Source organism: Dechloromonas denitrificans (genome assembly GCF_020510665.1).
Classification (GTDB): Bacteria; Pseudomonadota; Gammaproteobacteria; order Burkholderiales; family Rhodocyclaceae; genus Azonexus; species Azonexus denitrificans_B.
Genome location: NZ_CP075187.1, coordinates 513,949 through 539,498 on the forward strand (window position 1 = coordinate 513,949; position 25,550 = coordinate 539,498).

The 25,550-nt window shown below is 56.1% G+C and carries 26 protein-coding genes; 22 read left to right on the plus strand and 4 right to left on the minus strand.

The features are described 5' to 3' along the window. The first annotated feature begins 13 nt into the window (after window positions 1-13). The 8 genes from KI614_RS02430 to KI614_RS02465 all read left to right on the plus strand — a co-directional run bounded on the left by KI614_RS02430 (window position 14) and on the right by KI614_RS02465 (window position 9,758). Entirely contained in the window at window positions 14-1,213 is a 1,200-nt protein-coding gene (locus KI614_RS02430; RefSeq protein WP_226407603.1) for a hypothetical protein, read from the plus strand. Further along, window positions 1,206-2,429 carry a hypothetical protein gene (locus KI614_RS02435; protein WP_226407605.1) on the plus strand — a complete coding sequence of 408 codons (1,224 nt, stop codon included), beginning with the start codon at window positions 1,206-1,208 and terminating at the stop codon, window positions 2,427-2,429. The genes KI614_RS02430 and KI614_RS02435 overlap by 8 nt, the downstream gene beginning before the upstream one ends. Further along, window positions 2,422-3,474, plus strand: a complete 1,053-nt coding sequence (locus KI614_RS02440) for an alpha-2,8-polysialyltransferase family protein (RefSeq protein ID WP_226407607.1) — start codon at window positions 2,422-2,424, stop codon at window positions 3,472-3,474. Before KI614_RS02435 ends, KI614_RS02440 begins: the two co-directional genes overlap by 8 nt. 40 nt (window positions 3,475-3,514) lie before the next feature. Next, window positions 3,515-4,675 (plus strand): glycosyltransferase family 4 protein, encoded by a 1,161-nt coding sequence (locus tag KI614_RS02445; RefSeq protein ID WP_226407609.1) that lies wholly within the window; start codon window positions 3,515-3,517, stop codon window positions 4,673-4,675. Beyond that, window positions 4,672-5,835, plus strand: coding sequence for a glycosyltransferase family 4 protein (locus KI614_RS02450; RefSeq protein WP_226407611.1), 1,164 nt, complete (start codon window positions 4,672-4,674; stop codon window positions 5,833-5,835). Before KI614_RS02445 ends, KI614_RS02450 begins: the two co-directional genes overlap by 4 nt. Beyond that, a complete protein-coding gene (locus tag KI614_RS02455; protein ID WP_226407613.1) occupies window positions 5,828-6,595 on the plus strand; it encodes a WecB/TagA/CpsF family glycosyltransferase in 768 nt (255 codons plus the stop codon). Before KI614_RS02450 ends, KI614_RS02455 begins: the two co-directional genes overlap by 8 nt. 331 nt (window positions 6,596-6,926) lie before the next feature. Next, window positions 6,927-7,775 (plus strand): HDOD domain-containing protein, encoded by an 849-nt coding sequence (locus tag KI614_RS02460; RefSeq protein WP_226407615.1) that lies wholly within the window; start codon window positions 6,927-6,929, stop codon window positions 7,773-7,775. 87 nt (window positions 7,776-7,862) lie between these two features. Beyond that, a complete protein-coding gene (locus KI614_RS02465) occupies window positions 7,863-9,758 on the plus strand; it encodes a potassium transporter Kup (RefSeq protein ID WP_226407617.1) in 1,896 nt (631 codons plus the stop codon). A gap of 100 nt (window positions 9,759-9,858) precedes the next feature. On the opposite strand, the gene KI614_RS02470 is transcribed toward KI614_RS02465, so the two are convergent. Both KI614_RS02470 and KI614_RS02475 read right to left on the minus strand, forming a co-directional pair. Beyond that, complete coding sequence (locus KI614_RS02470; RefSeq protein WP_226407619.1) at window positions 9,859-10,308, minus strand: universal stress protein; 450 nt, start codon at window positions 10,306-10,308, stop codon at window positions 9,859-9,861. 14 nt (window positions 10,309-10,322) lie between these two features. Further along, window positions 10,323-12,059 carry an L-lactate permease gene (locus KI614_RS02475; protein ID WP_226407621.1) on the minus strand — a complete coding sequence of 579 codons (1,737 nt, stop codon included), beginning with the start codon at window positions 12,057-12,059 and terminating at the stop codon, window positions 10,323-10,325. Between the two features lie 430 nt (window positions 12,060-12,489). Between KI614_RS02475 and KI614_RS16355 the strand changes: the two genes are divergently transcribed. Beyond that, window positions 12,490-12,624, plus strand: a complete 135-nt coding sequence (locus KI614_RS16355) for a hypothetical protein (protein WP_256435914.1) — start codon at window positions 12,490-12,492, stop codon at window positions 12,622-12,624. Between the two features lie 105 nt (window positions 12,625-12,729). Here KI614_RS16355 and rfaE2 read toward each other — a convergent pair whose 3' ends face one another. After that, complete coding sequence (gene rfaE2, locus KI614_RS02480) at window positions 12,730-13,218, minus strand: D-glycero-beta-D-manno-heptose 1-phosphate adenylyltransferase (protein WP_226407623.1); 489 nt, start codon at window positions 13,216-13,218, stop codon at window positions 12,730-12,732. A 123-nt stretch (window positions 13,219-13,341) separates the two neighbouring features. Between rfaE2 and KI614_RS02485 the strand changes: the two genes are divergently transcribed. Together KI614_RS02485 and KI614_RS02490 are read left to right on the plus strand one after the other, a co-directional pair. Further along, on the plus strand, window positions 13,342-13,917 hold the full coding sequence (locus KI614_RS02485) for a DUF4337 domain-containing protein (protein WP_203468544.1): 576 nt from the start codon (window positions 13,342-13,344) through the stop codon (window positions 13,915-13,917). Window positions 13,918-13,930: 13 nt separating this feature from the next. Then, on the plus strand, window positions 13,931-15,391 hold the full coding sequence (locus KI614_RS02490; protein WP_226407625.1) for a metallophosphoesterase: 1,461 nt from the start codon (window positions 13,931-13,933) through the stop codon (window positions 15,389-15,391). On the opposite strand, the gene KI614_RS02495 is transcribed toward KI614_RS02490, so the two are convergent. Next, entirely contained in the window at window positions 15,388-16,332 is a 945-nt protein-coding gene (locus KI614_RS02495; protein ID WP_226407627.1) for a MerR family transcriptional regulator, read from the minus strand. The genes KI614_RS02490 and KI614_RS02495 overlap by 4 nt on opposite strands. 104 nt (window positions 16,333-16,436) lie before the next feature. Here KI614_RS02495 and KI614_RS02500 point away from each other — a divergent pair, with 104 nt between their 5' ends. From KI614_RS02500 to KI614_RS02550, 11 genes are all read left to right on the plus strand, one after another. After that, window positions 16,437-16,994, plus strand: coding sequence for a glutathione peroxidase (locus KI614_RS02500; protein WP_226407629.1), 558 nt, complete (start codon window positions 16,437-16,439; stop codon window positions 16,992-16,994). A gap of 30 nt (window positions 16,995-17,024) precedes the next feature. Beyond that, the gene (gene folE2 / locus KI614_RS02505; protein WP_226407631.1) at window positions 17,025-17,825 is read left to right on the plus strand and encodes a GTP cyclohydrolase FolE2; all 801 of its coding nucleotides are present in this window, start codon (window positions 17,025-17,027) and stop codon (window positions 17,823-17,825) included. Window positions 17,826-17,835: 10 nt separating this feature from the next. Continuing rightward, window positions 17,836-19,146 carry an NAD(P)/FAD-dependent oxidoreductase gene (locus KI614_RS02510; RefSeq protein WP_226407633.1) on the plus strand — a complete coding sequence of 437 codons (1,311 nt, stop codon included), beginning with the start codon at window positions 17,836-17,838 and terminating at the stop codon, window positions 19,144-19,146. A 10-nt stretch (window positions 19,147-19,156) separates the two neighbouring features. After that, window positions 19,157-19,924: a DUF1365 domain-containing protein gene (locus KI614_RS02515; RefSeq protein ID WP_226407635.1), complete on the plus strand. Its 768-nt coding sequence runs from the start codon at window positions 19,157-19,159 to the stop codon at window positions 19,922-19,924. Continuing rightward, a complete protein-coding gene (locus KI614_RS02520; RefSeq protein WP_226407637.1) occupies window positions 19,921-21,114 on the plus strand; it encodes an SAM-dependent methyltransferase in 1,194 nt (397 codons plus the stop codon). The genes KI614_RS02515 and KI614_RS02520 overlap by 4 nt, the downstream gene beginning before the upstream one ends. Next, window positions 21,083-21,688, plus strand: coding sequence for a chalcone isomerase family protein (locus KI614_RS02525; RefSeq protein WP_226407640.1), 606 nt, complete (start codon window positions 21,083-21,085; stop codon window positions 21,686-21,688). Before KI614_RS02520 ends, KI614_RS02525 begins: the two co-directional genes overlap by 32 nt. A 1-nt stretch (window position 21,689) precedes the next feature. Beyond that, window positions 21,690-22,913: an MFS transporter gene (locus KI614_RS02530; protein WP_226407642.1), complete on the plus strand. Its 1,224-nt coding sequence runs from the start codon at window positions 21,690-21,692 to the stop codon at window positions 22,911-22,913. Next, a complete protein-coding gene (locus KI614_RS02535; RefSeq protein WP_226407644.1) occupies window positions 22,910-23,443 on the plus strand; it encodes a DUF3833 domain-containing protein in 534 nt (177 codons plus the stop codon). Before KI614_RS02530 ends, KI614_RS02535 begins: the two co-directional genes overlap by 4 nt. Beyond that, a complete protein-coding gene (locus tag KI614_RS02540) occupies window positions 23,440-24,195 on the plus strand; it encodes an SDR family NAD(P)-dependent oxidoreductase (protein ID WP_226407647.1) in 756 nt (251 codons plus the stop codon). Before KI614_RS02535 ends, KI614_RS02540 begins: the two co-directional genes overlap by 4 nt. A 1-nt stretch (window position 24,196) precedes the next feature. Continuing rightward, complete coding sequence (locus KI614_RS02545) at window positions 24,197-24,619, plus strand: nuclear transport factor 2 family protein (RefSeq protein WP_226407649.1); 423 nt, start codon at window positions 24,197-24,199, stop codon at window positions 24,617-24,619. Between the two features lie 74 nt (window positions 24,620-24,693). Continuing rightward, the gene (locus tag KI614_RS02550; RefSeq protein WP_226407651.1) at window positions 24,694-25,545 is read left to right on the plus strand and encodes a phosphate/phosphite/phosphonate ABC transporter substrate-binding protein; all 852 of its coding nucleotides are present in this window, start codon (window positions 24,694-24,696) and stop codon (window positions 25,543-25,545) included. Window positions 25,546-25,550 lie beyond the last annotated feature (5 nt).

Here is a 25,550-nt window from a genome sequence, read left to right on the forward strand (position 1 = left end):
AAGACATTAAATAATGTTGGCATTGCCGAGTGTTAGTTTAGTTTTGCTTATATTTATATTCAATAGAGCGGCCTCTAAGATTTCTTTGGGGCCGATATATTTATTTGATATTTTGGTGTTGGCAAACTTTTTTGTTGTGGTTTCATATTTGTATAAGTTTCGTGGTAAATATATCCAGTTTGTATTAATGATGGGGTTTTCTATATCGTGGTTGATATACGAACTTTTTTCAGGCGAGTTCTCTGAAAATAATATTAGAAGATTTGCAATGTCCGTATATATGGTTATACCTATAATTGTGTTTGTTTACGGAGAGCGGTTGTATCGAATAATTTTCGATAATGCCATGATAATAGCGGTGATGGTAAGTGTTTCTGCCGTGGTTATTAGTGGGGAGGATATACGGCCAACATTAAGTGCATTAGTGCTTAGCTTTTTGTTTGTTGCAGAATATTATCGTGAAAAAATAGATGTAATTAAATTGTCTGTGATTCTTGTTTTGTTTCTTGGTGTTGGGTTGGGGATTTTTACAGGGGAAAGCTCGTATAGAACACCAATTGTTGGTTTGTTTGGAGCAATGTTTGTATCAAGTGCGTTTCTTAGTTTTAAATCGACTGATGCCGCAGTAAGGAAAAAATCATCGTTTGTTCTTTATGGCGGAGGTTTGTTTTTTGTGGTGTGTATTTTGGTATTTAAAGACCATCCAGTCGTCAATCAGTTTATTTCAGGTGCTGCTGGCTTATTAGGTATCGAATATGACGTGGGCGGTGATGTTGCCACGAGAGAGCGTGGCGATAGCTCTGGTACTGCAGAAACAAGAACAATGTTCTGGACCGGAATTATTAATCATGCTTTTAGCGATGAAAGCGTGCTTTTGTTAGGCAATGGCCACTATCTATCATTTTTTGAAAGAATATTTCCATATTCAGATTTTGTTGATTTGGAGTTACTTGAACCACATAACTCGTTTTTGGGGTTTTTTTACAGGTATGGTTTGATTGGGATTGTTTTGCTTGTCGTTCACTTGTATCAAGTGACTGATTTTCGGAAAAAACTTCAAAGTAGAGATTACGGGTTTTATATAGCAAGCCTTGTTTTGGCTGTGAATTATGCATTTTTTGAAGTCGCACTTGAGTCGCCACATGGAGCATTGTGTTTTTGGATTGTGATTATAGGTGCCAAGTTTTATCGGCAAAATTTGAGAGATGAGTAGTAATAATCGTGCACAGGGGCGAGAGTTTCTGTATTCGCTGTTGTCGCAGTCCGCATATAGCATCGGCAGTTTTTTTCTGCTTTTTTTCTACTCAAGATTTTCTGCGTCAGCAGATTTTTCTTTGATTGCAATTTATTTTTTAATTATCAATTCATTTTCATCAATCTTACTTTCTTGGAAAACTCAATTATGGCGGGTCGGGAATTCTGATCAGTGTTCTGCTCTATGGATATTTTTAATTACAGGTCTTTTGGCTTCAGTTGTCTGGTCTGGATATGTAATCAAAAAATCAGAGTTCGGCATGTCCCTAGTTGTTTCCGTGGTTGCGTGTTTTTTGTTCGTTGGTTACAACCTGTTGCGGCGCGGATTTTTGCTTGGTGGAAATGTGGCAAAGGCTTCGTTAGCGGATATGTTGCGTCTATTAGGCGTGTTTGCAGGGATCGCTCTAGCCAGTAATTTCAAACTAGACATTCAGTCACTTTCAGTGACGGTAATTGTGTCAATAGTGTTTCCTGGAATTTATATTTTTGGCGTTTATAAAAAAAATATTAATGGTTTTAAAGCGTGGTGTGATTGCACTGCAAAATCAGTATTTGCAATTGGTGAGGCAGGAAGAAAATTGCTCTTTGTTTCAGGAGTAAATATATTTCTTAGCCAATTATTGTTGTTTGTTTCGCCGTTTTATTTGAGTGACTTTCAGTATTCGTCACTAAGAGCTTTGGATATATTGCTTTTCCCAATTTTCTTTATAGTGCAGGCGATAGAACCTATTGTTTTGCGACGTTTGGTTGCTGCAAATGAAGCTAACGGAAAAGGGGGAAGCACTATTTTACTAGGTGTTTTTTTTGTAATTTTGATTCCGTTTTTAATTGTGTGCGCAAGTGTATATTTCGAAATATTTGGATTTGATAAAATTCTTATTTCGCCAGAGTATGTTTCAGATAAGCGATTGATCGTTTCATTTGCTGTTTTTGGAATTGCTTTGGCAATTGCAACCACGTTGAGATTTTGGGCAATATCAGTTGCTCGATCAAAATGGCTTCTTAGGTCTGTTTTGACGGCTTCTATTGTTTCAGTATTGCCACTTATGTTTTTCGATCATATTTTTGTGAGCGCAGTAAGTATCGTAGTGCTGAGATGTGTGTATGAAATTGTTGTCATGCTTGGTAGTCTTGTAGATTTGTATTTTTGGAGAATCGGGCGAAATAATGCTTAAGGTTTTTTTTGCTTTTACGCGCCCTCAGCTTTTTTATGTAAATGAATATGCAAAGAAGAGCAATGGAAGTGAGATGCATGTTTATTACTTTGGAGCTGAGAGGGATACAGATCGGTTGGTTAAATCTCTATTTAAAGAGATTTGCTGTTTAAAAGGCAAGACAGGTAGGTTGTCACGGCTGAATATTGACTCATACAAGTTTTTCAAAAAACAGTTCGAGACTATTCGGCATGATGTAACAATCGAACTGTGTTTTCCAGGGTTGGCATATCCAATATTTAATTGGATATACTCAAAATACTCTCTGAATAAAAATGTATTAGTAACAATATATGCGGAAGGCTTAAGTTCGTACCTTAATATAAAAACCCCGTTTTTTTGGAACTTAAAATTTTCAATTTTGAGACTGATTCCACCACTATTTGGGGGAGGGATTGGATGCAAAATCGTCGGTCATTCGTACGGTTTGAATATGCCGAATGTTTCTGCATTAATTTCACAATATCCAGAGCTATTGGCTGAACACGGCAAGCCAATAGTGGATATAAGTTCAGAAATTGGTGAGCCAGTTCCTTTATCTCATCGAAAACTTGATGAGGTATGGGTTTTAGGTCAGGGTCATTTCGTAGATGTGGGTGATTGTCAATCTTATTTTGATAGGCTTTATCGGGTTTTATTCGATACCTATCGCTGCAAAATACTATATAAAACACATCATTTTGAACCAAAGAGGTTCAGTGTTTTTGCAAGTCGTGCGGGTTTTGAAGTCTGTGATTCAAAAAGTACTCTTGAAGAATTACTCGTCGAAAGTGCGCCAAAGGTTGTATTAGGGTACCGCAGTACTGCATTGCTAAATGCTCGACGAATGTGTGCTTCTGATGTTTCTGTTGTTGCTTTCGCTCCATTTTTAGTTAATCCGCCAGATGAGTCTGGCGATGTGGCAGATATTTATAAGGTTTTTAAATATTTTAATGTTTCGACACCACAGATAAATTCGGAATTGTGGGTTTTTGAGGAATTTCTGCGAAATAAATTTCATGCTTAATAATTACTTATTTTGCTATTGATTTTATGGTTGAGCTTATATGAAAAAAGACATAAATCCCCCCGTAATTATTGCGACCATTATGAGGCCAGAAGGAGAGACAGGCGTTCAAACTCATTTTCGAGCGATTTATGAATGGTTTTCAAAAGCGGGAATGCAGATTGATTTGATTACGCCATTCGGGGCATTTTTGTGGATTGTTTATCCGGTTTTCGGGTTGCGTAGGCTAATATTGCTATTTAGCAAGCCACTTAGTGTTTGGTGGTATAGATATTGGCACGCAGTTTTTCTTTTTGTTAACTTGAAGAAAAAATTGGCCGATGGGCTTCCGTGCATTATATATGCGCAATGCCCTTTGTCAGTTAAGGCTGCACTGAGTGCAAGGGTTTCTGCTGCACAAAAAATAATAATGGTGGTGCATTTTAATATTTCACAAGCAGATGAGTGGTCAGATCGAGGCGAGATTGTCAAAGGCGAGTCTTTGTATCTGTCCATTAAGAAATTTGAGAACGATATCCTTCCAAAAGTTGATGCATTAATTTATGTTTCTGATTTTATGAAACGTATCTTGGAAGGTAGAATTCCAGAATTAACTAATGTGCAATCAAAAGTTATTCCAAATTTTATTTTTGATCCAGGTGTTTGTGAAGCAAGTTGCACTTCAGCTGATTTAATAACTATTGGGACATTGGAATATAGGAAAAACCAAAAATTTGCATTGGAGATTATTTCTGCTGCCAAAAAATTAGATCGAATTTTAAAGTTGACTGTTGTAGGTGATGGGCCCGATAGAAAAATGCTCGAAGAATACGCAGTAAGTCTTGGTGTTGAGAACCAAATTGTTTTTCTTGGATTTAGGAAAAATGCAATTGATCTATTAGATGGTCATCAAGCCTATTTACATGTGGCACATATCGAGAATTTGCCTTTGACACTCATTGAGGCTCTTGCGAAAGGATTACCTGTTTTTGCCCCTGCTACAGGTGGAATACCTGAGGTCTTCATTGATGAAGTTCAAGGTCGATTTATACCACTTGATGATCCAGGTGTGGCAGCAAAGCTGATTATTGAATCACTTGATAACAATGATTTCATGAGTGAAATCAAAGTGTCTTCCAGAGGCCGGTTTTTAAATAATTTTAGCTCAGATATTGTTGCTCAAAAAATAGCTTGTTATTTTAAAGCAGTGGTTCTGGGATGAGTTATAAAATTCGTATTTTGATTGTTCATAATTCTTATCAAAGTCATGGTGGCGAAGACTCGGTTGTGGACTCTGAAATAAAGCTTCTACAGTCGCATGGTCATGAGGTTGTCACTTATTTTCGAAGTAATAATGAGATCCTGAATGCTGATAAATTTAGTGTCGCGAGACAAACCTTGTGGTCCGTAAAAACTGTAGATGACATTTCAAAATTAATCATTTCAGTTCGGCCTGATGTTGTTCATGTGCATAACACCTTTCCTCTTATTTCGCCGTCTTTGTATTGGGCTATTGATTCTTTAAAAATTCCCGTGGTACAAACACTTCATAATTTTCGTCTGTCATGTTTAAGTGCTCTTTACTTAAGAGATAGTGCGGTATGTGAGGATTGTGTAGGTACTTTGCCTTGGCGCGGGGTGCTCAGAAAGTGTTACAGAAATTCAACTGCCGCTTCTGTCGTTTTAACGGGCATGCTTGCGTTACATCGTAAGATTGGAACGTTTCAGAATAAAGTAACAAAATATATTGCTCTTAATGATTTTTGTAGAAATAAATTTATTGAGGGTGGGTTGCCTGGAAATAAAATAACAGTTAAGCCCAATTTTATTGATGAACCTACATTGAGTAATTGTTCTAGGTCCGGATTTTTATTTGTTGGGCGCTTGTCACTTGAAAAGGGGATTTCTGTTTTAGCAAAAGCCTTAACCAGTTTTAGATTGCCTTTAATACGCATAGCTGGTGATGGTCCGTTGCGCAGTGAACTTGATGGTGTCTCGGGTGTGACTTTGTTGGGGTTGCTGGATAGTGGCCGTGTTCATGCGGAAATGAATGCAGCAATGGCCTTAATTGTTCCTAGTATTTGGTATGAAAACTTTCCTAGGACTATTGTGGAGGCCTATGCGTGCGGATTGCCTGTGATAGCGAGTCGTATTGGTGCATTGGAGGAATTGGTAATTGATGGGGTGACTGGGTTGTTATTTGAGCCAAATAACCCAAGTGATCTTGCTGAAAAAATGCGTTGGGCCAGTGAGCATCCTGAAGAAATGGCACGTATGGGGCTAGAGGCGCGCCAAGTCTATTTACGCGATTTAACAGCAGAAAAAAATTATTCAAAGCTTATTGATATATATAATTCGGCAATTGGAGATATGGGTGCCTAATTTAAAAGGTGGAGTGCGAATATTAGATGTCCCTCTTGGATTGATGGCTTGGGATGAAGTGATCGCACGTTTGATTGAGTGGGGATACCAAAGAAGAAGTTCTGTTGTGTGCATTTGTAATGTGCACATGACTGTGACCGCAGGGCAGGATTCAGATTTGGCTGGCGTTCTCGAGGATGCTGACATAGTTACTCCGGACGGTGCGCCTATTGCATGGGCAATTCGACGTGCTGGGTTTACTTCTCAAGAGCGAATTAATGGCCCTGATTTGATGTGGCGGTACTTGGCTGAAGCCGAACGTTTGGGACAGGTTGTGTTCTTCTATGGCGGTCAAGAAGAAACACTGAACCGACTGCGACAAGCAATGTTGGCTACTTATCCAAATTTGAAAATTGGTGGAATGATCTCACCGCCATTTCGTGATCTGACCCCCGAAGAGGATGCAGATTTCGTCAATCAAATTAACTCGGCAAATACGGCTGTGTTATTTGTTGGTTTAGGGTGCCCTAAGCAGGAAAAATGGATGGCTGCTCATAAAGGGGCTGTTCAGGCTGTTATGGTTGGTGTGGGTGCGGCATTTGATTACCACGCAGGAACGATCAAGCGTGCTCCACTATGGATGCAGCGTTACGGACTGGAGTGGTTCCATCGCCTATGTTCCGAGCCACGGCGCTTGTGGAAGCGTTATCTGGTTACGAACACGCTCTTTATCATTGGTATGGCTAAAAGCGGGTTCAAGGCAAAGCGTATTGATCGTTAGCCCGGTCTTCTAATTGGTTTGAATACAGAACCGTCCTGCGCCGCTTCGAGGCCGAGTTGATCAAATTGGCCCAAAAGTCGCGGTCGACCGCAGCAATCGGCTAAAAACCGCAAGCCGGCTCTGTTGGAATGAAATACTGCGGCATATCGTTGTGCCGCGCGTTGTGTGTGGCTTGGGCGGCGGGGTGTTCCGCCGCCGATTCTGTGGCCTGCCCGGAGAAATTTTCGGGCTAAAATGCGCCCTGATCCTGCGCCCGCGTTCTTTGCGGGTGGCTCAGGGTCAAGCTGCCGATGCAGCTTGCATCGCACCGATTGCCGTCAAGGATAAAGACATGTCCAACGCTACTACTTTCAAGATTCTCGAAGACATCGCCCGCGATTTGTCGGGGGATGAAATTACCTTCCCGACTTTTCTCGATATCACCTTCCAGGTGCGCACCGCGCTGAAGGATCAGAATCTGAGTGTCGAGCAACTGGCCAAGCTGGTCGGGGCCGAGCCGCTGATGAGCGCCAAGATCATTCGCATGTCCAATTCGGTGGCGCTCAATCCTTCCGGGCGCGAGATCGCCGATGTGAAGAGCGCAATTGTCCGGGTGGGGATGGAGGCGGTGCGTACGGTGTCGTTTGCGGTGGCCATGGAGCAGTTACTCAAGTCCAAGCAGATGCATCCCTTTGAGGATATTTCGAAGAAGCTCTGGGAGCATTCTTCGCATGTTGCGGCGCTGTGCCGCGTGCTGGCGCGCAAGCTGGCCAAGATCAATGGTGACGAGGCAATGTTCGCCGGCCTGGTGCATGACCTCGGCGTCTTCTATTTGATGTCGCGGGCGGCCAATTTCCCCGAGATCGCCAACGATCGCCCCGAGCTGCACGCGCTGCTGGTCGATTGGCACGACAACATCGGCCACGCGCTGCTTTCGGCGCTGGGTCTGCCGGAATCGGTGGTGACGGCGGTGCAGGAACACGAAACGGATCGGCCGATCACCGAGATCAAGACTTTGTCCGAGGTGCTGTATGTCGCCAACAAGATCGCCAATCGCTCGGCGTGCTGGCGCGATACTTCGCTGAGTGGCGCGGTCGACACCTCGATGCTGGATGAAATCTTCGATCCGGCCATGCTGGCCGAGATTATCGAAGAGTCGCAGGAAGAAGTTCAGTCGCTGAAGTCGGCGCTGGGTGGTTAACGTTTTGGCGGCACTGTCGATCTTCGGCGGGCCGCAGTTTGCACCATGTTCAGAGCGACTTGAGTCGCCGGTGTTTCAAGGGGTTTTATGAGCAGCAGTCACGATTCCGCCGTCGATGCGACCGGCAAGCGCCTTGCCGTACTGGCGCTGGCCGCCCTGGGTGTGGTTTATGGCGACATCGGCACCAGCCCGTTGTATGCCGTAAAAGAGGTTTTTGCCGGCAATCATCCGATTCCGGTCACCGAGGCCAACATCTTCGGCAGTCTGTCGCTCTTCTTCTGGGCGCTGATCATCATTGTTTCGATCAAGTACGTCATCTTCATCATGCGGGCCGACAACCGGGGTGAAGGCGGGGTGATGGCGATGATCGCGCTGGCCTTGCACGATGCGCAGGGCAAACCGTGGCAGATGAAGGCGATCATGATCGTTGGCATTCTCGGGGCGGCAATGTTCTACGGCGACGGCATGGTCACGCCGGCCATGTCGGTGCTTTCGGCGGTCGAGGGGCTGGAGGTGATTACCCCGGCGCTCAAGTCTTTTGTGATTCCGATCACCATGCTGGTGCTATTCGGCCTGTTTTTTGTCCAGCGCAGCGGTACGGCGGTGGTCGGCGCGTTTTTCGGGCCGATCATGGTGCTGTGGTTCTCAACGCTGGCTTTGCTCGGCCTCAACAGCATCGTTGATCATCCGGCCATTCTCTCGGCAATGAATCCGGCTTACGGGCTGGAGTTCCTGTTCGCCAACAAGGCGATGGCGCTGGTGGCGATGGGTAATGTGGTGCTGGCGGTGACCGGCGCCGAGGCTTTGTATGCCGACATGGGGCATTTTGGCCGCAAGCCTATCCAGCGTGCCTGGTTTGCCTTTGTGCTGCCGGCGCTGGTGATCAATTATTTTGGTCAGGGCGCGCTGATCCTGGCCGAGCCGGAAGCCGCCGCCAACCCGTTCTTCCACCTCGCGCCGGATTGGGCGCTGGTGCCTTTGGTCGGCCTGGCCACGGTGGCCACGGTGATTGCTTCGCAGGCGGTGATTTCCGGCGCCTTCTCGGTGACGCGCCAGGCCATGCAGCTGGGCTTCGTGCCGCGCATGGAGGTTCAGCATACGTCCGACAAGGAAGCCGGCCAGATCTACCTGCCGGCGGTGAACTGGGGCTTGATGGCGGCGGTGATGATCCTCGTGCTCGGCTTCAAGTCGTCGAACAATCTGGCCGCAGCCTACGGCATTGCGGTGACCGGCGACATGGTGATCACCTCGCTGCTCGCCACGGTGGTCGTCGCCCGCTCGTGGAAGTGGGGCTGGACGCGCGCCGTGCTGCTGTTCTCGTGCTTTCTGGCGGTTGAGCTGGTGTTCCTGGCGGCCAATATCCTCAAGATTCCCGATGGCGGCTGGTTCCCGCTGGTTGCCGGGATGGGCGTGTTCATCCTGATGACCACCTGGAAGCGCGGCCGTCAGTTGCTGGCCGACCGCCTCAAGGGCGAGCGGCTGGAGCTGTCGATGTTCATCGAGTCGCTGGCATCGTCAATGCCAACGCGTGTCGCTGGCACATCGGTCTTTCTCAATGCCGACCCCAAGGGCGTGCCGCATGCCTTGCTCCACAACCTGATGCACAACAAGGTGCTGCATGAGCGCGTGGTGCTCGTTTCGGTGCAGTTCTTCGATGTGCCTTACGTGCCGGATATCGACCGGATCGAAGTGCGCCAGTTGAAGGAGAATTTCTGGAGCGTGGTGATCCAGTACGGCTTCAAGGATGAGCCGGATATTCCCGAGGCGCTGCTGCTCTGTGCCGATTCCGGGCTGGAGTTCAATTCGCTCGAAACCTCGTATTTCATCGGCCGCGAAACGCTGATCCCGCGCCTGGGCTCCGAAATGGCCTTCTGGCGCGAAAAGATCTTCATCGCCATGTTCCGCAACGCCGGCTCGGCAACCGCCTTCTTCAAGATACCGAGCAACCGGGTGGTCGAACTGGGAACGCAGGTGGTTTTGTAGTTCTGTCTTTCGCGGAGCTGCTTCAGGACGATGACCGTTCGCAGCACAACAAAAAGGCGCCTTGCGGCGCCTTTTTGATTTTTAGCATCTGGCTACAGGATTACAGCCGCACCATCAGTAGCGAGGTGTGGGCAATCCGTACCAGGTTTTCAGCCACCGAGCCGACCAGCAGGCGGGCAAAGCCGCGCCGGCCGTGGGTGCCGACAACGATCAGGTCGGCACCGAAGGCTTCGGCGCCATGCGCGATTTGTTCGGCTACGCGCAGGTCGGTTGCTTCCAGCAGGCGGGTTTCGCTGTTGACGCCGGCGGCGGCAGCTTGTTTGCCGGCGTTGTCGAGCAGGGCTTGCGAGCTGTCGCGAATGGCTTGCTTGGTGCGGTCGACGTCGATATAGCTGCCTAATCCCATGCCGTGCTGGGCGAGCAGGCTTTCATCGGCCGCGTGGGCAATGCACAGCGCGGCGTTGCTGGTCTTGGCCAACTGGATGGCTTCGTCCAGCGCCTTTTGCGAGGTCGGGCTGTCGTCGATGGCGACGAAGATTTTCTGATACATGTTGCGTCTCCGGATCAGTGGGGAATCATGGCCGTGAAGGGCCAGACGTAGGCTTGCAGGGTGATGAAGATGCCCATCAGGCCTGCCAGTGCAATGGAGTGGAAGAAGACGTAGCGCAGGATCTCGCCTTCATGGCCGTACCAGTGGGTGGCGGTGGAGGCGACGACGATGGATTGTGCGTCGACCATCTTGCCCATCACGCCGCCGGAGGTGTTGGCAGCTGCCATCAGGACCGGCGAGATGCCGAGTTGTTCGGCGGTGGTCCGTTGCAGGCCGCCGAAGAGCACGTTGGAGGCGGTGTCAGAACCGGTCAGCGCTACACCCAGCCAGCCCAGGAAGGTGCCGAAGAAGGGGTAGAACACGCCGGTGAAGGCGAAGGCCAGGCCGAGCGAGGCGTCGATGCCGGCGAAGCGGGTCAGGTAGCCGAGCGAGAGCATGGCGACGATGGTGGTCAGCGAGTAGCGCACCATCCAGATTGTCTTGCCGTATTGCTTGGCCAGTTGCAGCGGCCCGTAGCCCATCAGCAGGCCAGCCAGGATGGCGGAGAGGAAAATGCCGGAGCCGGTGGTGGTGAACCAGTTCAGTTTGTAGGCGGCTTCTTCCTTCTTCACTTTCGGGACGACCGGCGGCACTTTTTCAATCTTCTCGTGAATGTCCTCGAACTTGAAGATCGGGGCCAGGAAGTTGTTGTTGGCTACCTTGGGCAAGCCCTTGGCGTCGAGCACTTGCTGGCCGTTTTCAAGCACCGGCACGGTGTCGACCGCTTTCTTGAATTCCGGCAGGCCCCAGATGAAGACGAACACGGTGAGCACGATCCACGGCATCCAGGCGCGGCGAACAGCGGCGGCGGCATGCGTTTGCGGGATGTCGCCGGCTTCCGGGTGGGCTTCGCCGCCGTCATCTTCGTGACCGACCAGCTTGGCGGAGGTCCAGACCTTCTTCGGCTTCCATACCTTGAGGAAGCTGACCAGGGCGCCCATCGAAACCAGCGAGGCGATCACGTCGACCAGCATCGGGCCGTGGTAGTTGGAAACCAGGAACTGGGTGATGGCGAAGGAGCCGCCAGCCACGAAAATCGCCGGCCAGATCTGCATCATGCCCTTGCGACCGGCAAAGGCCCAGATCAGCCAGAACGGAACGAGCAGCGAGAAGAAGGGCAACTGACGGCCAACCATCGAGGAGAGCAGCATTTCATCGAGGCCGGTCACCTTGGCCAGCGTGATGATCGGCGTGCCGAGCGCGCCGTAGGCCACCGGTGCGGTATTGGCGATCAGGGCCAGGCCGGAGGCGGCGAGCGGCGAAAAGCCGAGGCCGATCAGCACGGCGCCGGTCACGGCAACCGGGGTGCCGAAGCCGGCCGCACCTTCGAAGAAGGCGCCGAAGCAGAAGGCGATCAGCAGCAGTTGCAGGCGACGGTCGTCGGTGATGCCGGCGATCGAATCCTGCAGCACCTTGAAGGAGCCGTTTTCCGTGGTCAGACGGTGCAGGAAGATGATGTTGAGGACGATCCAGCCAATCGGCACGAGGCCGTTAACAGCGCCGAACAGCGCGGCATCGCCCGCCATGTTGGCCGGCATGTGGAAGCCGAAAACGGCGATGAGCAGCGCAGAAACCAGCGCAAGGATGGCGGCGACGTGCGCCTTGACGTGGAAGAAAGCCAGTGCGGCGAGCATGACGACGACCGGAACGGACGCCAGAAGCGCGGACAGCCCGATGCTGCCCAATGGATCGTAAATTTGTTGCCAAACCATTCTTTAACCCCTTTGGTCATACCAATCGGCTGTTGTGAAAGCCATCCTGGTATGTGTGCATTAAATAAAATCACCCGTTTTTATTGGCTGCTGCGGGTGTTTCAAAAATTTGCTACGAAAGAATCTTTATCTGCTACCTGCGAATTCGGAAAACGGTAAATTGGTCATACCAATAATCCGGGCGACCAGAAGCTTACCGAAGGTTGGCCAGGCTTTGAATTAGGGATTGCCCGATGTTTTGATCGTCGGCGGAACCCGCAGGGGAGGCATGGGGCGGCGATGCTGGCGGGCGACCGATCCGGCCCGAATGGTTGCGACGCAGGAGGGGAAACCCTTGCGGGAAAACCCCACGTGGAGTGCGTCAGCAATTGGTCTAAAGTGCGCGAATGCTTGCTGCTTGAGCGTTACCGGGCTTTAGGTTCAATTCATCATGAATATTGTTTTAATTACGCTGGCCGGCGTTGTCGTCGTGGTTGCCATTGTCTGGCTATCGTTGCGCGACAAAAAACTGCGCGCGCCGCTGGATACGCCAAGGCCCGCGCCGCACTCCGCTCGCAAGCCCTGAGCCAGCAGCATGGCCGCACCCCGGCCATGCCCTACCGGGCCATCTAGCCGCCGCCCGGCAGGTCGGTGGGTCAGTCACCCACCATCGCCCAATCGCCCTCCAGGCTTACAGCCGGCGAATCTTTTCGAGCAGGGCGGTGGTCGATTTCTGGTGAATGAAGGGAATCGAGTGGACGCTGCCGCCCCAGCCGCGAACTTCGTTGCAGCCGACGATTTTGTCGACCGGCCAGTCGCCGCCCTTGACCAGGATTTCCGGGCGGCATTCGAGGATGCGCTGGAGCGGGGTGTCTTCGTCGAACCAGGTGACCAGTGCGACACAGCCGAGCGAGGCCATTACCGCGAGGCGGTCTTCCAGCGCGTTGACCGGGCGGTCGTCGCCTTTGCCGAGGCGCTTGACCGAGGCGTCGCTGTTCAGTGCGACGATCATGCTGGTGCCGAGGGCTGCGGCTTGCGCCAGATAGGTGACATGGCCGCGGTGCAGGATGTCGAAGCAGCCGTTGGTGAAGACGAGCGGGCGGGCGATTTGGGCGGCTCGCGCGGTCAACTCGCCGGGCGGGCAGATTTTCGATTCGAAATTCGGGGCGGCGTAGGTCATGGCGAGTCCGGCAGTGTGAACAGGCCGCCATTTTAGAGGCTTCGACCCCGCTGCGGCGCAGAGTCACGTTAGAATCGCGCATCATTTTTAACGGCAGTTCCTTGTTTTGAAGGAGGTTCATCTATGTCCGGTCATGGTTTTCATGTTCACGGCCCGCACGATCACGAAGTCGAACACGTTGCCCAGCATGGCGGCGACAGCTTTACTTCCCGGCTGGCGGTGTTGACCGCGCTGCTGTCTACGGTGGGTGCCATTTTTGGCTATATGGGCGGGCATTCGCAGAATTCGGCGCTGCTCTACAAGAATGAGGCGGCGATCCAGAAAACCTCGGCCTCGAACCAGTGGAACTATTACCAGGCCAAGAGCAACAAGCAGAATCTGGCCGAGCTTTCGATCACGTTGACGACCGGCGAGAATCAGGAGAAGTTCAAGGCGGCGGTCGAGCGTTACAAGAAGGAAAAGGAAGAGATCAAGGCCGAGGCCGACAAGCTGGAAGATGCCGCCAAGGAAGCCGACAAGAAGAGCGAGGCCGAAATGCACGTGCATGAGCGCTGGGCGCTGGCCACGACGCTGCTCCAGATCGCCATCGCGCTGTCGGCCATTACCCTGCTGACGCGCAAGCGCTGGCTGCTGGTCGGCGTTTATGGCTCGACCGCGCTCGGGCTGGTGGTCGGGGTGATGGGTTATCTCCACCTTTGACGGCGTGATGCCGATGCGCCGGACGTTGTTGTCCCTGGGGGCCGTTGCGCTGCTTGCGCTCGGCGGCTGTGCCAGTTTGCCGGGCGAGGGGGCGGGCGGCTTGCCGCGTGTCTGGACGCAGTTGGGGCCGGAGGGCGAGGTTTCGTTGCGGGCGATTGTCGCGGCGAATGAAAATTGCCCTTCAGCCGAGGTCGACCGCAGCATCCGCACTATGCACTGGCGGGCGCGTCCCGGCGGTGGGCAGGGCGATGCGGCGAATCCGGCGTTCGATCCGCCGTTTGCCGTTGCGGCCTGCGAGCTGGTCTTGCCGCCGGGGGCGCGCCAGGTGCGGGTCGCCGGGCAGGCGGTTGCCTTGCCCGTTGCTTCGCCGCAGCGCATTGTCGTGCTCGGCGATACCGGTTGCCGGATCAAGGTACCGGCCAACGGCAAGGGTGATCCGATCCAGGATTGCACCGATCCGCAGGCCTGGCCGTGGGCCGATATTGCTGCCGCAGCGGCTGCCACCCGGCCGGATCTGGTGATTCACGTCGGCGATTACCATTACCGCGAAGTCTGCGATGACCCGGAACGTTGCCAGCCCCTGCGCGACAAGGGTGTGGTCGTGACCTACGGCTGGGCCGGCTGGAATGCCGATTTCTTCAAGCCGGCGGCGCCTTTGCTGGCGGCGGCGCCGTGGGTCTTTGTGCGTGGCAACCACGAAAATTGCGATCGGGCCGGTGAGGGCTGGATGCGTTTTCTTTCGCCGTTGCCTTATGTCGCCTGCGCCAACCAGCGTTTCCGCTCGGCCTCGCGCTCGGTGCTGGGCAATAATTTCACGGCCGAGGCTTACCGGATTCCGCTGTCGCCCGAGCTGGCGCTGGTCGTGGCCGACAATTCGGGCCATGAGGATTACCGCCCGGCCAGTGCCACGCCGGAAGATGTGGCAACTTTCGAGCAGACGCTCAAGGTGCTGCGGGCTGCCCCGGTCGACCAGAAAATCTGGCTGCTTTCGCACAAGCCGGTGTGGTACGACCTGCTCGGCCCGGCGGTGCAGCCGAATGCTTTCCAGACGGTGCTCAAGAACAGCTTGCCGGCCAATCTGCAGGTTTCTTTTGCCGGCCACCAGCATGCTTTTGCGACCTACAACTTTGCGCCGGCCAGCGATCCGCAATATCCAGCCGGGCGACCGGCACAGGTGATTGTCGGGGGCGGCGGCACGCAACTCGAAGCGCTCGATCCGCAGTCCCCGTTTTTCGAGGGGCGCAGCGGGGCTGGCAGCCGGGAACGGATGCGGCCGGATGGCCGTACCTACGACGGGGTGCCGGCGCAAAGCGGCATCCTGCTCAACCGTTACAGCTTTCTGGTGCTCGAACGCGATGCCGAGGGCTGGGCCGGGCGCGTGCTGGATACGCAGGGCGGCCTGATCAGCCGTTGCCGCTTGAGCGGCGGGGGCAAGGAAGTGGCTTGCAATTTCCCCGGTCAACCGGCGAATTAAGCCGAATTCGGCGCCAGATTCGCCGCTGAATTCGCCGCTGAATTCGCCGCCCGCCATGCCTGGAGCGCAAGCACGGCAGCTTCCAGGCTGGCCAGCAGTTCGATCCCCGCCTGGCTCGGTAATCGGGCAACGCCCGCACCACCGGCCCAGAGCGCCGTCGTGCCGGGCAGCAGATGGCGCAGTTGCTGCAGCAGGGCGGGCGTCTGGCGGGCCGGATAGGCAATCGAAAACGACAGCGCCACGATATCGGCCCGATGGGCCGCCGCCGCACGGCTGATTTCGGAAAGCGGCATTTCGGTGCCGAGCGGAATGCATTCGGCCCCTTCCAGCGCGAGCAGGGCTTCAACCATGAGCAGGCCGAGCACATGCTGCTCCTCGGGCACGCTGGTCAGCAGCACGCGCGGTGCCAGCCGGCTGCTCGGCAGGCCGGCGATGGCCTGGCGCAACAGGCGCTTGGTCAGTTCGGTGAACAGGTGTTCCTCGAAGACCTCGAAGCTGCCGTCTTCCCAGGCTTCGCCGACGCGACAGGTGAGCGGTGCCACCGTGTCCTGGACAAAACGCTGTAAACCTTGCCGCCCGAGGCGCTGCTGCATCGCCTGCTGATAGGCGATACCGTCGTGCTGTTTGATCAGGGCGAGCAGTTCGGCCAGCTCCGCGCTGTCGGCCTGCGTCGTCCGGTGCTGTTCCTTGGCCCGGCGCGGGCTTAGCGTGGCCAGCTCTTCGCTGCTCGCCGGAATCAGCTTGCCGGGGCGATGCCCTTGATCCATCAGGCGTTTTATCAGGCGCAGGCGTTCGACCTGTTCGCCCGGATAGCAGCGTTCGCCGTTTCCGTCACGGCTCGGCGTCGGGAAGCCATAGCGTCTTTCCCACATCCGCAGAACATCTTTGGAGAGGCCGGTTTCGCGCTCGACGGCGGCGATATTGAAATCCAGGGGATTCATATTTGTCCTGAACAAATGTTAGACAAAGCATTGACAAATCAAATTTTCGGCCCTATCTTACGAACAAATCTTAATTTTGTCTAGGACAAAGCAAGGAGTTGTCGATGATCTCAGTTCTCAAGCGCTGGATGGGTATTGCCGGCTTGTTGTCGGTTGGTGTGGTGCCCGCGGCGGGTGCCGGCCAGTGCCCTGATTTGCTCAACCACAGTTTCGCCGGCCTGCAGGATGGCAAGCCGCAGTCGCTTTGCCAGTATCAGGGCAAGGTCATCCTGGTGGTCAATACCGCCAGTTACTGCGGTTTCACCAGCCAGTACGACGGCCTGGAAAAACTCTATGCCCGGCTGAAGGACAAGGGGCTGGTCGTGCTGGGCTTTCCGTCGAACGATTTTGGCGAGCAGGAGCCGGGCGGCAGCAAGGAGATTGCCGATTTTTGCCGCCTGACTTATGGCGTCGATTTCCCGATGCTGGCCAAGTCGTCGGTCAAGGGCAAGGCGGCCAATCCCTTTTATTTGAAGCTGGCTGAAATCACCGGCAGCCGGCCGCGCTGGAATTTCCATAAATACCTGATCAACCGCGATGCGACGCAGGTGCTTTCCTTCGGCAGCATGACCACGCCGGATGACAAGGAACTGCTGGCCAGAATCGACGCATTTCTCAAATAAGCATCCCCATCCTTTCCCGGAGCCCCGACCATGAATGCCCCCGATAACTTTTTCCTGCCCGACGTGCAGTCGACCGCAGACACGCGCCGTTTGGCCATTCAGAGCGTCGGCGTCAAGGGTTTGCGCTATCCGCTGCAACTGGAAACGGCCAGCGGCGAAACGCAGAGCACCGTCGCCAACCTGACGATGACGGTCGGCTTGCCGCCCGAGGTCAAGGGCACGCACATGTCGCGCTTCGTCGAACTGCTTGAAAGCCGCAGTAGCGCGCTGACCCAGGCCGGCTTGTTCGGCATGCTCGACGAAATGCTGCTCCGGCTCGATGCCGCGAGCGGTCGCATCGAACTGGCTTTCCCGTATTTCATCAAGAAGAAAGCGCCGGTTTCCGGCGTTGAAAGCCTGCTTGATTACGATGCGACGCTGATTGCCGAGCAACTGGCCGGGCAGCCGCCAAGCCTGACGCTGCGGGTCGTTGCGGCGGTGACCAGCCTGTGTCCGTGTTCGCGCAAGATTTCGGATTACGGCGCGCATAACCAGCGTTCGCACATCACGCTGGAGACGCGTTTGCGGACGCCGATGGCGATCGAGGAACTGGTTCGCCTGGCCGAAGAGGAGGCTTCCTGCGAGGTTTTCGGCTTGCTCAAGCGGCCGGATGAAAAGTGGGTGACTGAACGGGCCTACGACAATCCGAAGTTTGTCGAAGATCTGGTGCGCGACATCGCGCTGCGCTTGATGCGCGAGCCGCGCATCGGGCAGTGGAAGGTGATTTCCGAGAACTTCGAATCGATCCACAACCATTCGGCCTATGCCGAGTTGTCCGGCACGAACGACTGAGAGGCGCGCCATGACCCGCAAGCATCGTATCGCCGTGGTCGGCGCCGGCATTTCCGGCCTGGCCAGCGCCTGGCTGCTCAGCCAGAAGCATGAAGTGACCCTGTTCGAGGCCGCGGACTACCTCGGCGGTCACACCAACACGGTCGACGTGACGCTGGAGGGTAAAACGCATCCGGTCGATACCGGTTTCCTGGTCTTCAACGACAAGACCTATCCCAACCTGATCGCCATGTTCGAGTTGCTGGGGGTGGAGAGCGTCGAAACTGAAATGTCGTTTGCGGTCAGTCTGGAAACGCCGGATCTGGAATGGGCCGGGAGCAATCTGGCGACCGTTTTCGGGCAGAAGCGCAATCTGCTCCGACGCTCTTTCTGGACCATGCTGGCCGATATTCTGCGCTTCAACCGCGAGAGCCAGGCCTGGCTTGTCTCGTTCCAGGGCGAACAACGCAGCCTGCGCGATTTTTTGACCGAAGGCCGTTATTCGTCGGCTTTTTCGGATTGGTATCTGCTGCCGATGGCCGCGGCGATCTGGTCGTGTCCGACCGGTCAGATGCTCGACATGCCGTTGTCCACCTTCATCCGTTTTTGTCGCAACCACGGCTTGCTGCAGGTCTTCGACCGCCCGGCGTGGCGCACGGTGCAGGGTGGCGGGCGGGCTTACGTCAGGAAAGTGGCCGAACAACTCGACGATGTGCGCCTGGCCTGCCCGGTCAGCGCCGTCAGTCGCGAGGCCGGCCAGTTGCGCGTTGTGCATGCCGGCGGCAGCGAGTTGTTCGACCGGGTGGTGATGGCCTGTCACAGCGACCAGGCGCTGGCCATTCTCGGCATGGCGGCGAGCGACATGCAGCGCGAAATATTGTCGGCGATTCGTTACCAGCCGAACCGCGCCGTGTTGCATACCGACCGCGCCTTGCTGCCGCGCGATGAAAAGCTGTGGTCGGCGTGGAATTATTTTTCCGGCAGCGGTGCGCCGGGCGAGCAGCCGGTGGGCGTTTCCTACCTGATCAACAAGCTGCAGCCCCTGCCGTTCAAGACGCCGGTTGTCGTGACGCTCAATCCGGCGCGCGAGCCCGATCCGGCCAAAATCATTGCCGAGTTCGATTATGCCCACCCGATTTTCGATGGGCCGGCGATTGCCGCCCAGCAGCGCCTGACGCATGTCCAGGGTGAAAACGGAATCTGGCTGGCCGGTGCCTGGGGCAGCTACGGCTTCCATGAAGACGGTTTGAGATCGGCCTTGCGGGTCGCCAACAGCATGGGCATTGCCGCGCCGTGGCAGATGGCGCCGCAAACGGTCGAGCGCGAACTCGATACGGTTTGAGCTGACGACCATGGCACCGCTTCCGCAATTGTTCATCGGCCACGTGATGCACCGGCGCTTGCGTCCGGCAGTCAATGCCTTCGTCTATCCGGTGTTCTACGTGCAGTTGCCGGTGCGCGACCTGGCGGCGGCAAATAGCCGGTTTTTCGCGGTCGACCGCAGCAATCTGCTCAGTTTCCGGCGCCAGGACCATGGCCCGCGCGATGGCAGCGAGCTGCTGCCGTGGATTCAGCAATTGCTGCGTCAGCGCGGTTTGCCGGATGACGGCGAGATCACGCTGCAATGTTTCCCGCGCCTGATGGGCTATGTCTTCAATCCGGTCAGTTTCTGGTTTTGCCGCGACCGCAGTGGGGCGCTGGTTGCCGTTCTGGCCGAGGTGCGCAATACCTTCGGCGGGCGCCATGAATACCTGCTGCACAACGCGGATGGCTCGCCCTTGCTCGATGGCCAGGAAATCACGGCGAGCAAGGCGTTTCATGTGTCGCCTTTCTGCGATATCGAAGGCGCTTATCGCTTCCGTTTTCATCTCGACCGTCCGGTGCCGCTGATACGCATCGATTACGACGATGCCGAGGGTGAATTGCTGCTCACCTCGATTTCCGGCAAGTCGCGTGGCTGGTCTGCCCCGGCTTTGCTCGGGGCCTGTCTGCGCATGCCTTTTCTGACGCTGGGCGTGATGCTGCGCATCCACTGGCAAGCCTTGAAACTCTGGTTGAAAGGGGTGCCTTTCCTTGGCGCCCATCCTGTCCAACCTCCCTTGCAGGAGCCGCTGAAATGAACCAAACCCTGACGCTGGGCCGCAGCAGCAGCCTGAACCGCGATACCCGACTGGTTTTCGAATTGCTCGAAAAGATCAGCGGCGGCTTGCTTGAAATCCGTTTGCCGGACGGCTCCTGCGCCCTGTTCGGCGAGGGCGAGCCGGGTGTGACGATGCAGGTGCACGATGAAGCGATGTTCGGTCAGATTCTGGCAAGGGGCGATATCGGGCTGGCCGAAGCCTATCTCGACGGCGCCTGGGATTCGCCCGACATCACCGGCCTGCTCGGCCTGCTGGCGCGCAACCGCGATGTGCTCAAGAAGGCGGTTTACGGCTCGTGGCGCGGTCTGGCGGCGGCGCGTATCCGGCATTGGCTGAACCGTAACAGCAAGGCGGGCAGCAAGCGCAACATCATGGCGCATTACGATCTCGGCAACGATTTCTACAAGCTCTGGCTCGACCCGAGCATGAGCTATTCGAGCGCATTGTTCCGGGCCGGTGAGGTCGACCGCATCGATGATCTCGAAGCGGCGCAGGAGGCCAAGTACCGCCGCATCCTGCAGCACCTGCATGCCGAACCCGGCCAGCGGGTGCTCGAAATCGGCTGCGGTTGGGGCGGTTTTGCCGAGATGGCCGTGGCTGACGGCTTGGCCGTGACCGGCCTGACGCTGTCGCCGGCCCAGTTGGCGTGGGCGCAAAAGCGCGTGCCGCAGGCCGATCTCCGGCTGCAGGATTACCGCGATACGAATGAGTGTTTCGATCATGTCGTGTCGATCGAAATGTTCGAGGCCGTCGGCGAGCGTTTCTGGCCGGGCTATTTCAAAACCGTGGCCGCTGCGCTCAAGCCGGGTGGCCGGGCGGTGATCCAGAGCATCACGATTCGCGACGACTTGTTTGCCAGCTACCGCAAGGGGACCGATTTCATCCAGCAGTACGTTTTCCCCGGCGGCATGCTGCCCTCGCGCAGCGCTTTTCGTCGCGCGGCGGCGCGTGCCGGGCTGGTCGTGCGCGGTGAATACGCGTTCGGCGAGGATTACGCCCGAACCCTGGCCGAGTGGCGTCATGCCTTCGAAGCCCACTGGCCGCAGATTGCCGCACTCGGTTTCGACGAGCCTTTCCGTCGTTTGTGGCGGATGTATCTCTGCTATTGCGAGGCCGGTTTCCTGGCCGGGAATGTCGATGTCGTCCAGTTTGAACTGGCCCATCGCTGAGCCGCCGCCGGTCATGGCTGACATGTCCTGTCGCGGTCAACTGCTGGTTAGCCGGCAAAACCGCAGCTTCTCGGCCGTGCGGCGCAGCCTGCTGCTCGCGCTGGCCGCCGCGCCGCTGGCCGGTTTTGCCGCGAGCGATCCGACGGCCGGGCTGAAGCGCTGGGGAAGCGGGGAGTTCCGCCGCTTCGGTTTCCTGGTCTACGAGGCTACCTTGTGGGCCGCCGCCGATCCGCTCCAGCCGCCGCTCGCCTTGCGCCTGACCTACAAGCGCAATATCGCCGGGTTGGCGATTGCCGAAGCGAGCATCAAGGAAATCCGCAATCTCGGCATCGGCGATGTGCCGACCCTGAAACGCTGGGGCGAGCAACTGGCCGCGCTGTTCCCCGATGTCAAACCGGGCGACCGGATTGTCGGCCATTACCAGCCGGATGCGGCCCGCTTCTATTTCAACGAACGCCTGATCGGGAAAATCGATGAGCCGCTCTTCGCGCGTGCCTTTTTCGGTATCTGGCTGGATGCCGGAACCAGCGCGCCGGAACTGCGCACGGCGTTGCTCAAGCCGCCGGCTGACTGAGATGCATGGCGGCCGCGTCCTGTCGTACGGTCTGCTCGGCCTGCCGCTGGCCTTTGCCGCCTTGCCGGTTTATGTCCATGTGCCGCATTTCTATGCCGAGACAACCGGGCTGTCGCTCGCCATGCTCGGCGCCATCCTGCTGGCCGCCCGCTTGCTCGATGCCGGCATCGATCCCTGGCTCGGCTGGCTGGCCGACCGTGTTTCGCGGCCGCGCATGGTGGCTATCGCGCTGCTGCCTTTCGCCCTCGGCTTCGTCGCCTTGCTCAATCCGCCGGGCATCGCCCCGGCCTTATGGCTGCTCGCATCGCTGGCCCTGACCTACCTGGGTTTTTCGGCGGCCAGCGTGGCCTACCAGGCGTGGGGGACGGATGTCGGGACCGATTCTGCGCTGCGTACCCGGTTGACCGCAGCACGCGAGGGATTCGGCCTGCTCGGCGTTGTCCTGGCGGCGGCGCTGCCGGCACTGCTGGCCAGTGATTCGAGCCAGGGCGTTGCCCGGCTGGTCTGGGTTTTTCTGCCGCTGTTACTGGTCGCCGCCGCGATCACCTTTGCCACGCATGCGGCGGCCCGTCCGCAACCCGCTGCCGCGCAGCCCTTGCTGCCCAGCCTGCGCCGTGTCTTTGCCGATCAGCCTTTCCGTCGCTTGCTGCTGGTCTTTGTCGCCAATGGCATTGCCGCCGCCTTGCCGGCCACGCTGTTCCTGTTTTTCGTCGCCGATATCCTGCAGCAGCCCCAGGCGGGCGGCCCTTTGCTGGCCGTTTATTTCGTTGCCGGGGCGCTTTCCTTGCCCCTGTGGGTCCGGCTGGCCGCCCATTTCGGACGGGTTGCCGCCTGGCTGGGGGCGATGCTGTTGTCGATCCTGGCTTTTGCCGGGGCCAGCCTGATCGGGCCGGGCGACCTGGCCGGCTTTGCCGTGATCTGCGTTGCCTCCGGGCTGGCGCTGGGTGCCGACCTGGCTTTGCCGGCGGCGATGGCGGCCGATCTCGGCGAACGCCAGGGGCAGGCGGGCGCTTGCTTCGGCGTCTGGAATTTTGTTGCCAAGCTGAATCTCGCACTGGCCGCCGGCCTTTCCCTGCCCCTGCTGGCAATGCTGGGTTATCAACCGGGCCGCGGCACCGGGCTTGCCGCCCTGAGCCTTGCCTATGCGCTGCTGCCGCTGGCTTTCAAATCACTGGCCGGGCTGCTGTTGTGGCGCTGGCGTCATTCACTGGAGATCGCATCATGAAACTACTGGCCGCCCTTTTTCTTTCCCTCGGCCTGAGCGGCTGCGCCTCGACCGGTGTCGAGCAATACCGCAGCGAACAGCCGGTGCTCGACCTGAAAACCTACCTCAACGGCACGCTCGATGCCTGGGGTGTCTTTCAGGGGCGCTCCGGCGAGGTCAAGAAACGCTTCCATGTGGTGATCGACGCCCAGTGGCGCGGCGATACCGGTGTGCTCGATGAAAATTTCACGTGGTCGGACGGCACCGTCTCGCGCCGGGTGTGGACCTTGAAGCGGCAGCCGGATGGCAGTTATCGCGGCACGGCTGACGATGTCGTTGGCGAGGCAATCGGCGAGCTGGCCGGCAACGCCTTGCGCTGGCGCTATGTGCTGGCCTTGCCGGTCGATGGCAAGGTGATCCACGTCGATTTTGACGACTGGATGTTCCTGATCGACGACACGGTGATGCTCAACCGTTCCTACATGACGAAATGGGGCTTCAACCTCGGTGAGGTGACGCTCAGTTTCGTCAAGCGGCAGGCCCGGCAATGAACCCGAAAATCAGCCAGTGGCAGGGCAAGCGCGTCTGGCTGGTCGGCGCGTCGAGCGGTATCGGGGCGGCCATGGCGCATGAGCTGGCGCGGCGGGGGGCGCAGCTTGCCGTCTCGTCCCGCAGCCTCGATAAACTGACGGCGCTCGGCGTGGCCGGTGCGCTGCTGCTGCCGTGCGATGCGACCGACCGGGAGGCGCTGGCCCAGGCCCGGCAAACACTGATCGAGCGCTGGGGCGGCGTCGATCTGGTGGTTTATCTGGCCGGTGATTATGTGCCGATGCGGGTCGATAATTTCGATCTGGCGGTTGCCGAGCGGGTGCTGGCGGTCAATTTCAACGCCGCGCTGCGCCTCGCGGCGACGGTCTTGCCGGATCTCCGCGCTGGCGGCGGGATCGCCTTCGTCGCCAGTGTGGCCGGTTATCGCGGCTTGCCCAAGGCTTTGTGCTACGGGCCGGGCAAGGCCGCCTTGATCCATTTTGCCGAGGTGCTGCATCTCGACCTGCTGGCGCGGGGTATCGGCGTCTGGCTGATCAATCCGGGCTTTGTCGCCACCCCATTGACGGCCCAAAACGATTTCGCCATGCCCGCCTTGCTGACGCCGGAACAAGCCGCGATTGCCGCGGTCGACGGGTTTCGTAGCGGACATTTCGAAATCCATTTCCCGAAACGCTTCACCCTGATCATGAAGTTTTTGGCCCATTTGCCTTACTGCTGGTATTTCCCGCTGATTCGCCGCTTGACCGGAGGTTGAAATGAAACACGAGGCCTTGATTGCCTTTTTCCAGACGCTGTCGCCGGAAAGCGTGGCCGATTTTCCGGCGTTCTACACCGAGAACGCCTTTTTCAAGGACCCGTTCAACGAAGTGCGCGGTCTACCGGCCATCCAGCACATTTTCAGCCACATGTTCACGCAGGTTGATGAGCCTCGTTTCGTGGTCACCGAGCAGGTGGTTGATGAAGGTGGCGCGATGTTGGTCTGGGAATTCTGCTTTCGGGTGCGTCTCTGGGGCAAGGGTGAAACGCAGATGATGCGCGGTGTTTCACATCTGCGTTTCGATCCGGATGGGCGGGTCAATTACCACCGCGACTACTGGGATACGGCCGAAGAGCTGTATGTCAAATTGCCGGCCATCGGCCTGCTGATGCGCGGTTTGCGGCGGGCGCTGGCGGCCTGAGCGGTGAGCGGCCATGAAATGCTGTCAGGATGAAACGACGACAATGTTGTAAAATCTACAAATCATCCATTTTCATGGAAAGTTCCAACATGTTCGGTCGCTCCCTGCTTGTGGCGCTTATCGGTCTGCTTCCGGCATTGGCCTTGGCGCAAAATGCGGTTTATCGATTTTCTCCGGTCAATCAGTGGGATATCAACAAGACGGCAGCATATTGGAATCCGATCATCAAGTATGTCAGCGAGCAAAGCGGGGTCAGGCTTGAGCTGAAAATCGGCCGGACATCGGCTGATACGACGGCTTATGTGCTGGCCAAGGAAGTTGAATTCGTCTTTTCCAACCACTTGTTCAGCCCAGAACGCGAGAAATTGGGCTGGAAGGTTTTCGGCCGGCGCTGGACGCCGCCGCTGCAAGGGCAGATTGCGGTGCCGGCCGATTCGCCGATCACCCGGGTGGAAGAACTAAAAGGCCAGGAGGTTGCGTTTGCCGGGCCGGAGGCGTTCATCGGCTACAAGGTGACGCAGGGTTATCTGCAGGCCCGGAATATCGAGGTCAAGGCGCTTTTTGCCGGTAACCAGAATGCGGCGTTCGCCCAGATGTTTGCCGGCAAGGCCAAGGCGGTCGGGAGCAATTCAGCCTTGATCGATGGCTATGCCGCCAAGGAAGGCAAGAAATTCCGCGTTTTGTGGACCTCCGACAGCTATCACGACCTGGCTCTGATGGCTTCGAGCAAGGTGCCGGAGAAAGATCTCAAGGCGGTTGCCTCGGCCTTCATCGGCATGCACCGCGACCCGGTCGGCAAGGCGATTTTGCTCAAGTCTTCGCAGGAGGTCGGGCTTGATCCGCAAGCCTATTTCCTGCCTGCCACGGGCGCCGACTATGCCTCCTACCGCCGGTTCTATCAGACGGTGCCAGCCACCCCGCGCTGAGTTCG

Excerpts from the sequence above, each read along its gene's own strand:
- KI614_RS16355 (WP_256435914.1), top strand. The coding sequence starts at position 12,490 with ATGAATATTGTTTTAATTACGCTGGCCGGCGTTGTCGTCGTGGTTGCC.
- KI614_RS02445 (WP_226407609.1), top strand. The coding sequence starts at position 3,515 with ATGAAAAAAGACATAAATCCCCCCGTAATTATTGCGACCATTATGAGG.
- KI614_RS02515 (WP_226407635.1), top strand. The coding sequence starts at position 19,157 with ATGGCACCGCTTCCGCAATTGTTCATCGGCCACGTGATGCACCGGCGC.
- KI614_RS02520 (WP_226407637.1), top strand. The coding sequence starts at position 19,921 with ATGAACCAAACCCTGACGCTGGGCCGCAGCAGCAGCCTGAACCGCGAT.
- KI614_RS02550 (WP_226407651.1), top strand. The coding sequence starts at position 24,694 with ATGGAAAGTTCCAACATGTTCGGTCGCTCCCTGCTTGTGGCGCTTATC.
- KI614_RS02540 (WP_226407647.1), top strand. The coding sequence starts at position 23,440 with ATGAACCCGAAAATCAGCCAGTGGCAGGGCAAGCGCGTCTGGCTGGTC.
- KI614_RS02440 (WP_226407607.1), top strand. The coding sequence starts at position 2,422 with ATGCTTAAGGTTTTTTTTGCTTTTACGCGCCCTCAGCTTTTTTATGTA.
- KI614_RS02465 (WP_226407617.1), top strand. The coding sequence starts at position 7,863 with ATGAGCAGCAGTCACGATTCCGCCGTCGATGCGACCGGCAAGCGCCTT.
- KI614_RS02525 (WP_226407640.1), top strand. The coding sequence starts at position 21,083 with ATGTCGTCCAGTTTGAACTGGCCCATCGCTGAGCCGCCGCCGGTCATG.
- KI614_RS02470 (WP_226407619.1), bottom strand. The coding sequence starts at position 10,308 with ATGTATCAGAAAATCTTCGTCGCCATCGACGACAGCCCGACCTCGCAA.
- KI614_RS02490 (WP_226407625.1), top strand. The coding sequence starts at position 13,931 with ATGCGCCGGACGTTGTTGTCCCTGGGGGCCGTTGCGCTGCTTGCGCTC.
- KI614_RS02430 (WP_226407603.1), top strand. The coding sequence starts at position 14 with ATGTTGGCATTGCCGAGTGTTAGTTTAGTTTTGCTTATATTTATATTC.
- folE2 (WP_226407631.1), top strand. The coding sequence starts at position 17,025 with ATGAATGCCCCCGATAACTTTTTCCTGCCCGACGTGCAGTCGACCGCA.
- KI614_RS02545 (WP_226407649.1), top strand. The coding sequence starts at position 24,197 with ATGAAACACGAGGCCTTGATTGCCTTTTTCCAGACGCTGTCGCCGGAA.
- KI614_RS02485 (WP_203468544.1), top strand. The coding sequence starts at position 13,342 with ATGTCCGGTCATGGTTTTCATGTTCACGGCCCGCACGATCACGAAGTC.
- KI614_RS02435 (WP_226407605.1), top strand. The coding sequence starts at position 1,206 with ATGAGTAGTAATAATCGTGCACAGGGGCGAGAGTTTCTGTATTCGCTG.
- KI614_RS02450 (WP_226407611.1), top strand. The coding sequence starts at position 4,672 with ATGAGTTATAAAATTCGTATTTTGATTGTTCATAATTCTTATCAAAGT.
- KI614_RS02535 (WP_226407644.1), top strand. The coding sequence starts at position 22,910 with ATGAAACTACTGGCCGCCCTTTTTCTTTCCCTCGGCCTGAGCGGCTGC.
- KI614_RS02460 (WP_226407615.1), top strand. The coding sequence starts at position 6,927 with ATGTCCAACGCTACTACTTTCAAGATTCTCGAAGACATCGCCCGCGAT.
- KI614_RS02510 (WP_226407633.1), top strand. The coding sequence starts at position 17,836 with ATGACCCGCAAGCATCGTATCGCCGTGGTCGGCGCCGGCATTTCCGGC.
- rfaE2 (WP_226407623.1), bottom strand. The coding sequence starts at position 13,218 with ATGACCTACGCCGCCCCGAATTTCGAATCGAAAATCTGCCCGCCCGGC.
- KI614_RS02495 (WP_226407627.1), bottom strand. The coding sequence starts at position 16,332 with ATGAATCCCCTGGATTTCAATATCGCCGCCGTCGAGCGCGAAACCGGC.
- KI614_RS02530 (WP_226407642.1), top strand. The coding sequence starts at position 21,690 with ATGCATGGCGGCCGCGTCCTGTCGTACGGTCTGCTCGGCCTGCCGCTG.
- KI614_RS02475 (WP_226407621.1), bottom strand. The coding sequence starts at position 12,059 with ATGGTTTGGCAACAAATTTACGATCCATTGGGCAGCATCGGGCTGTCC.
- KI614_RS02500 (WP_226407629.1), top strand. The coding sequence starts at position 16,437 with ATGATCTCAGTTCTCAAGCGCTGGATGGGTATTGCCGGCTTGTTGTCG.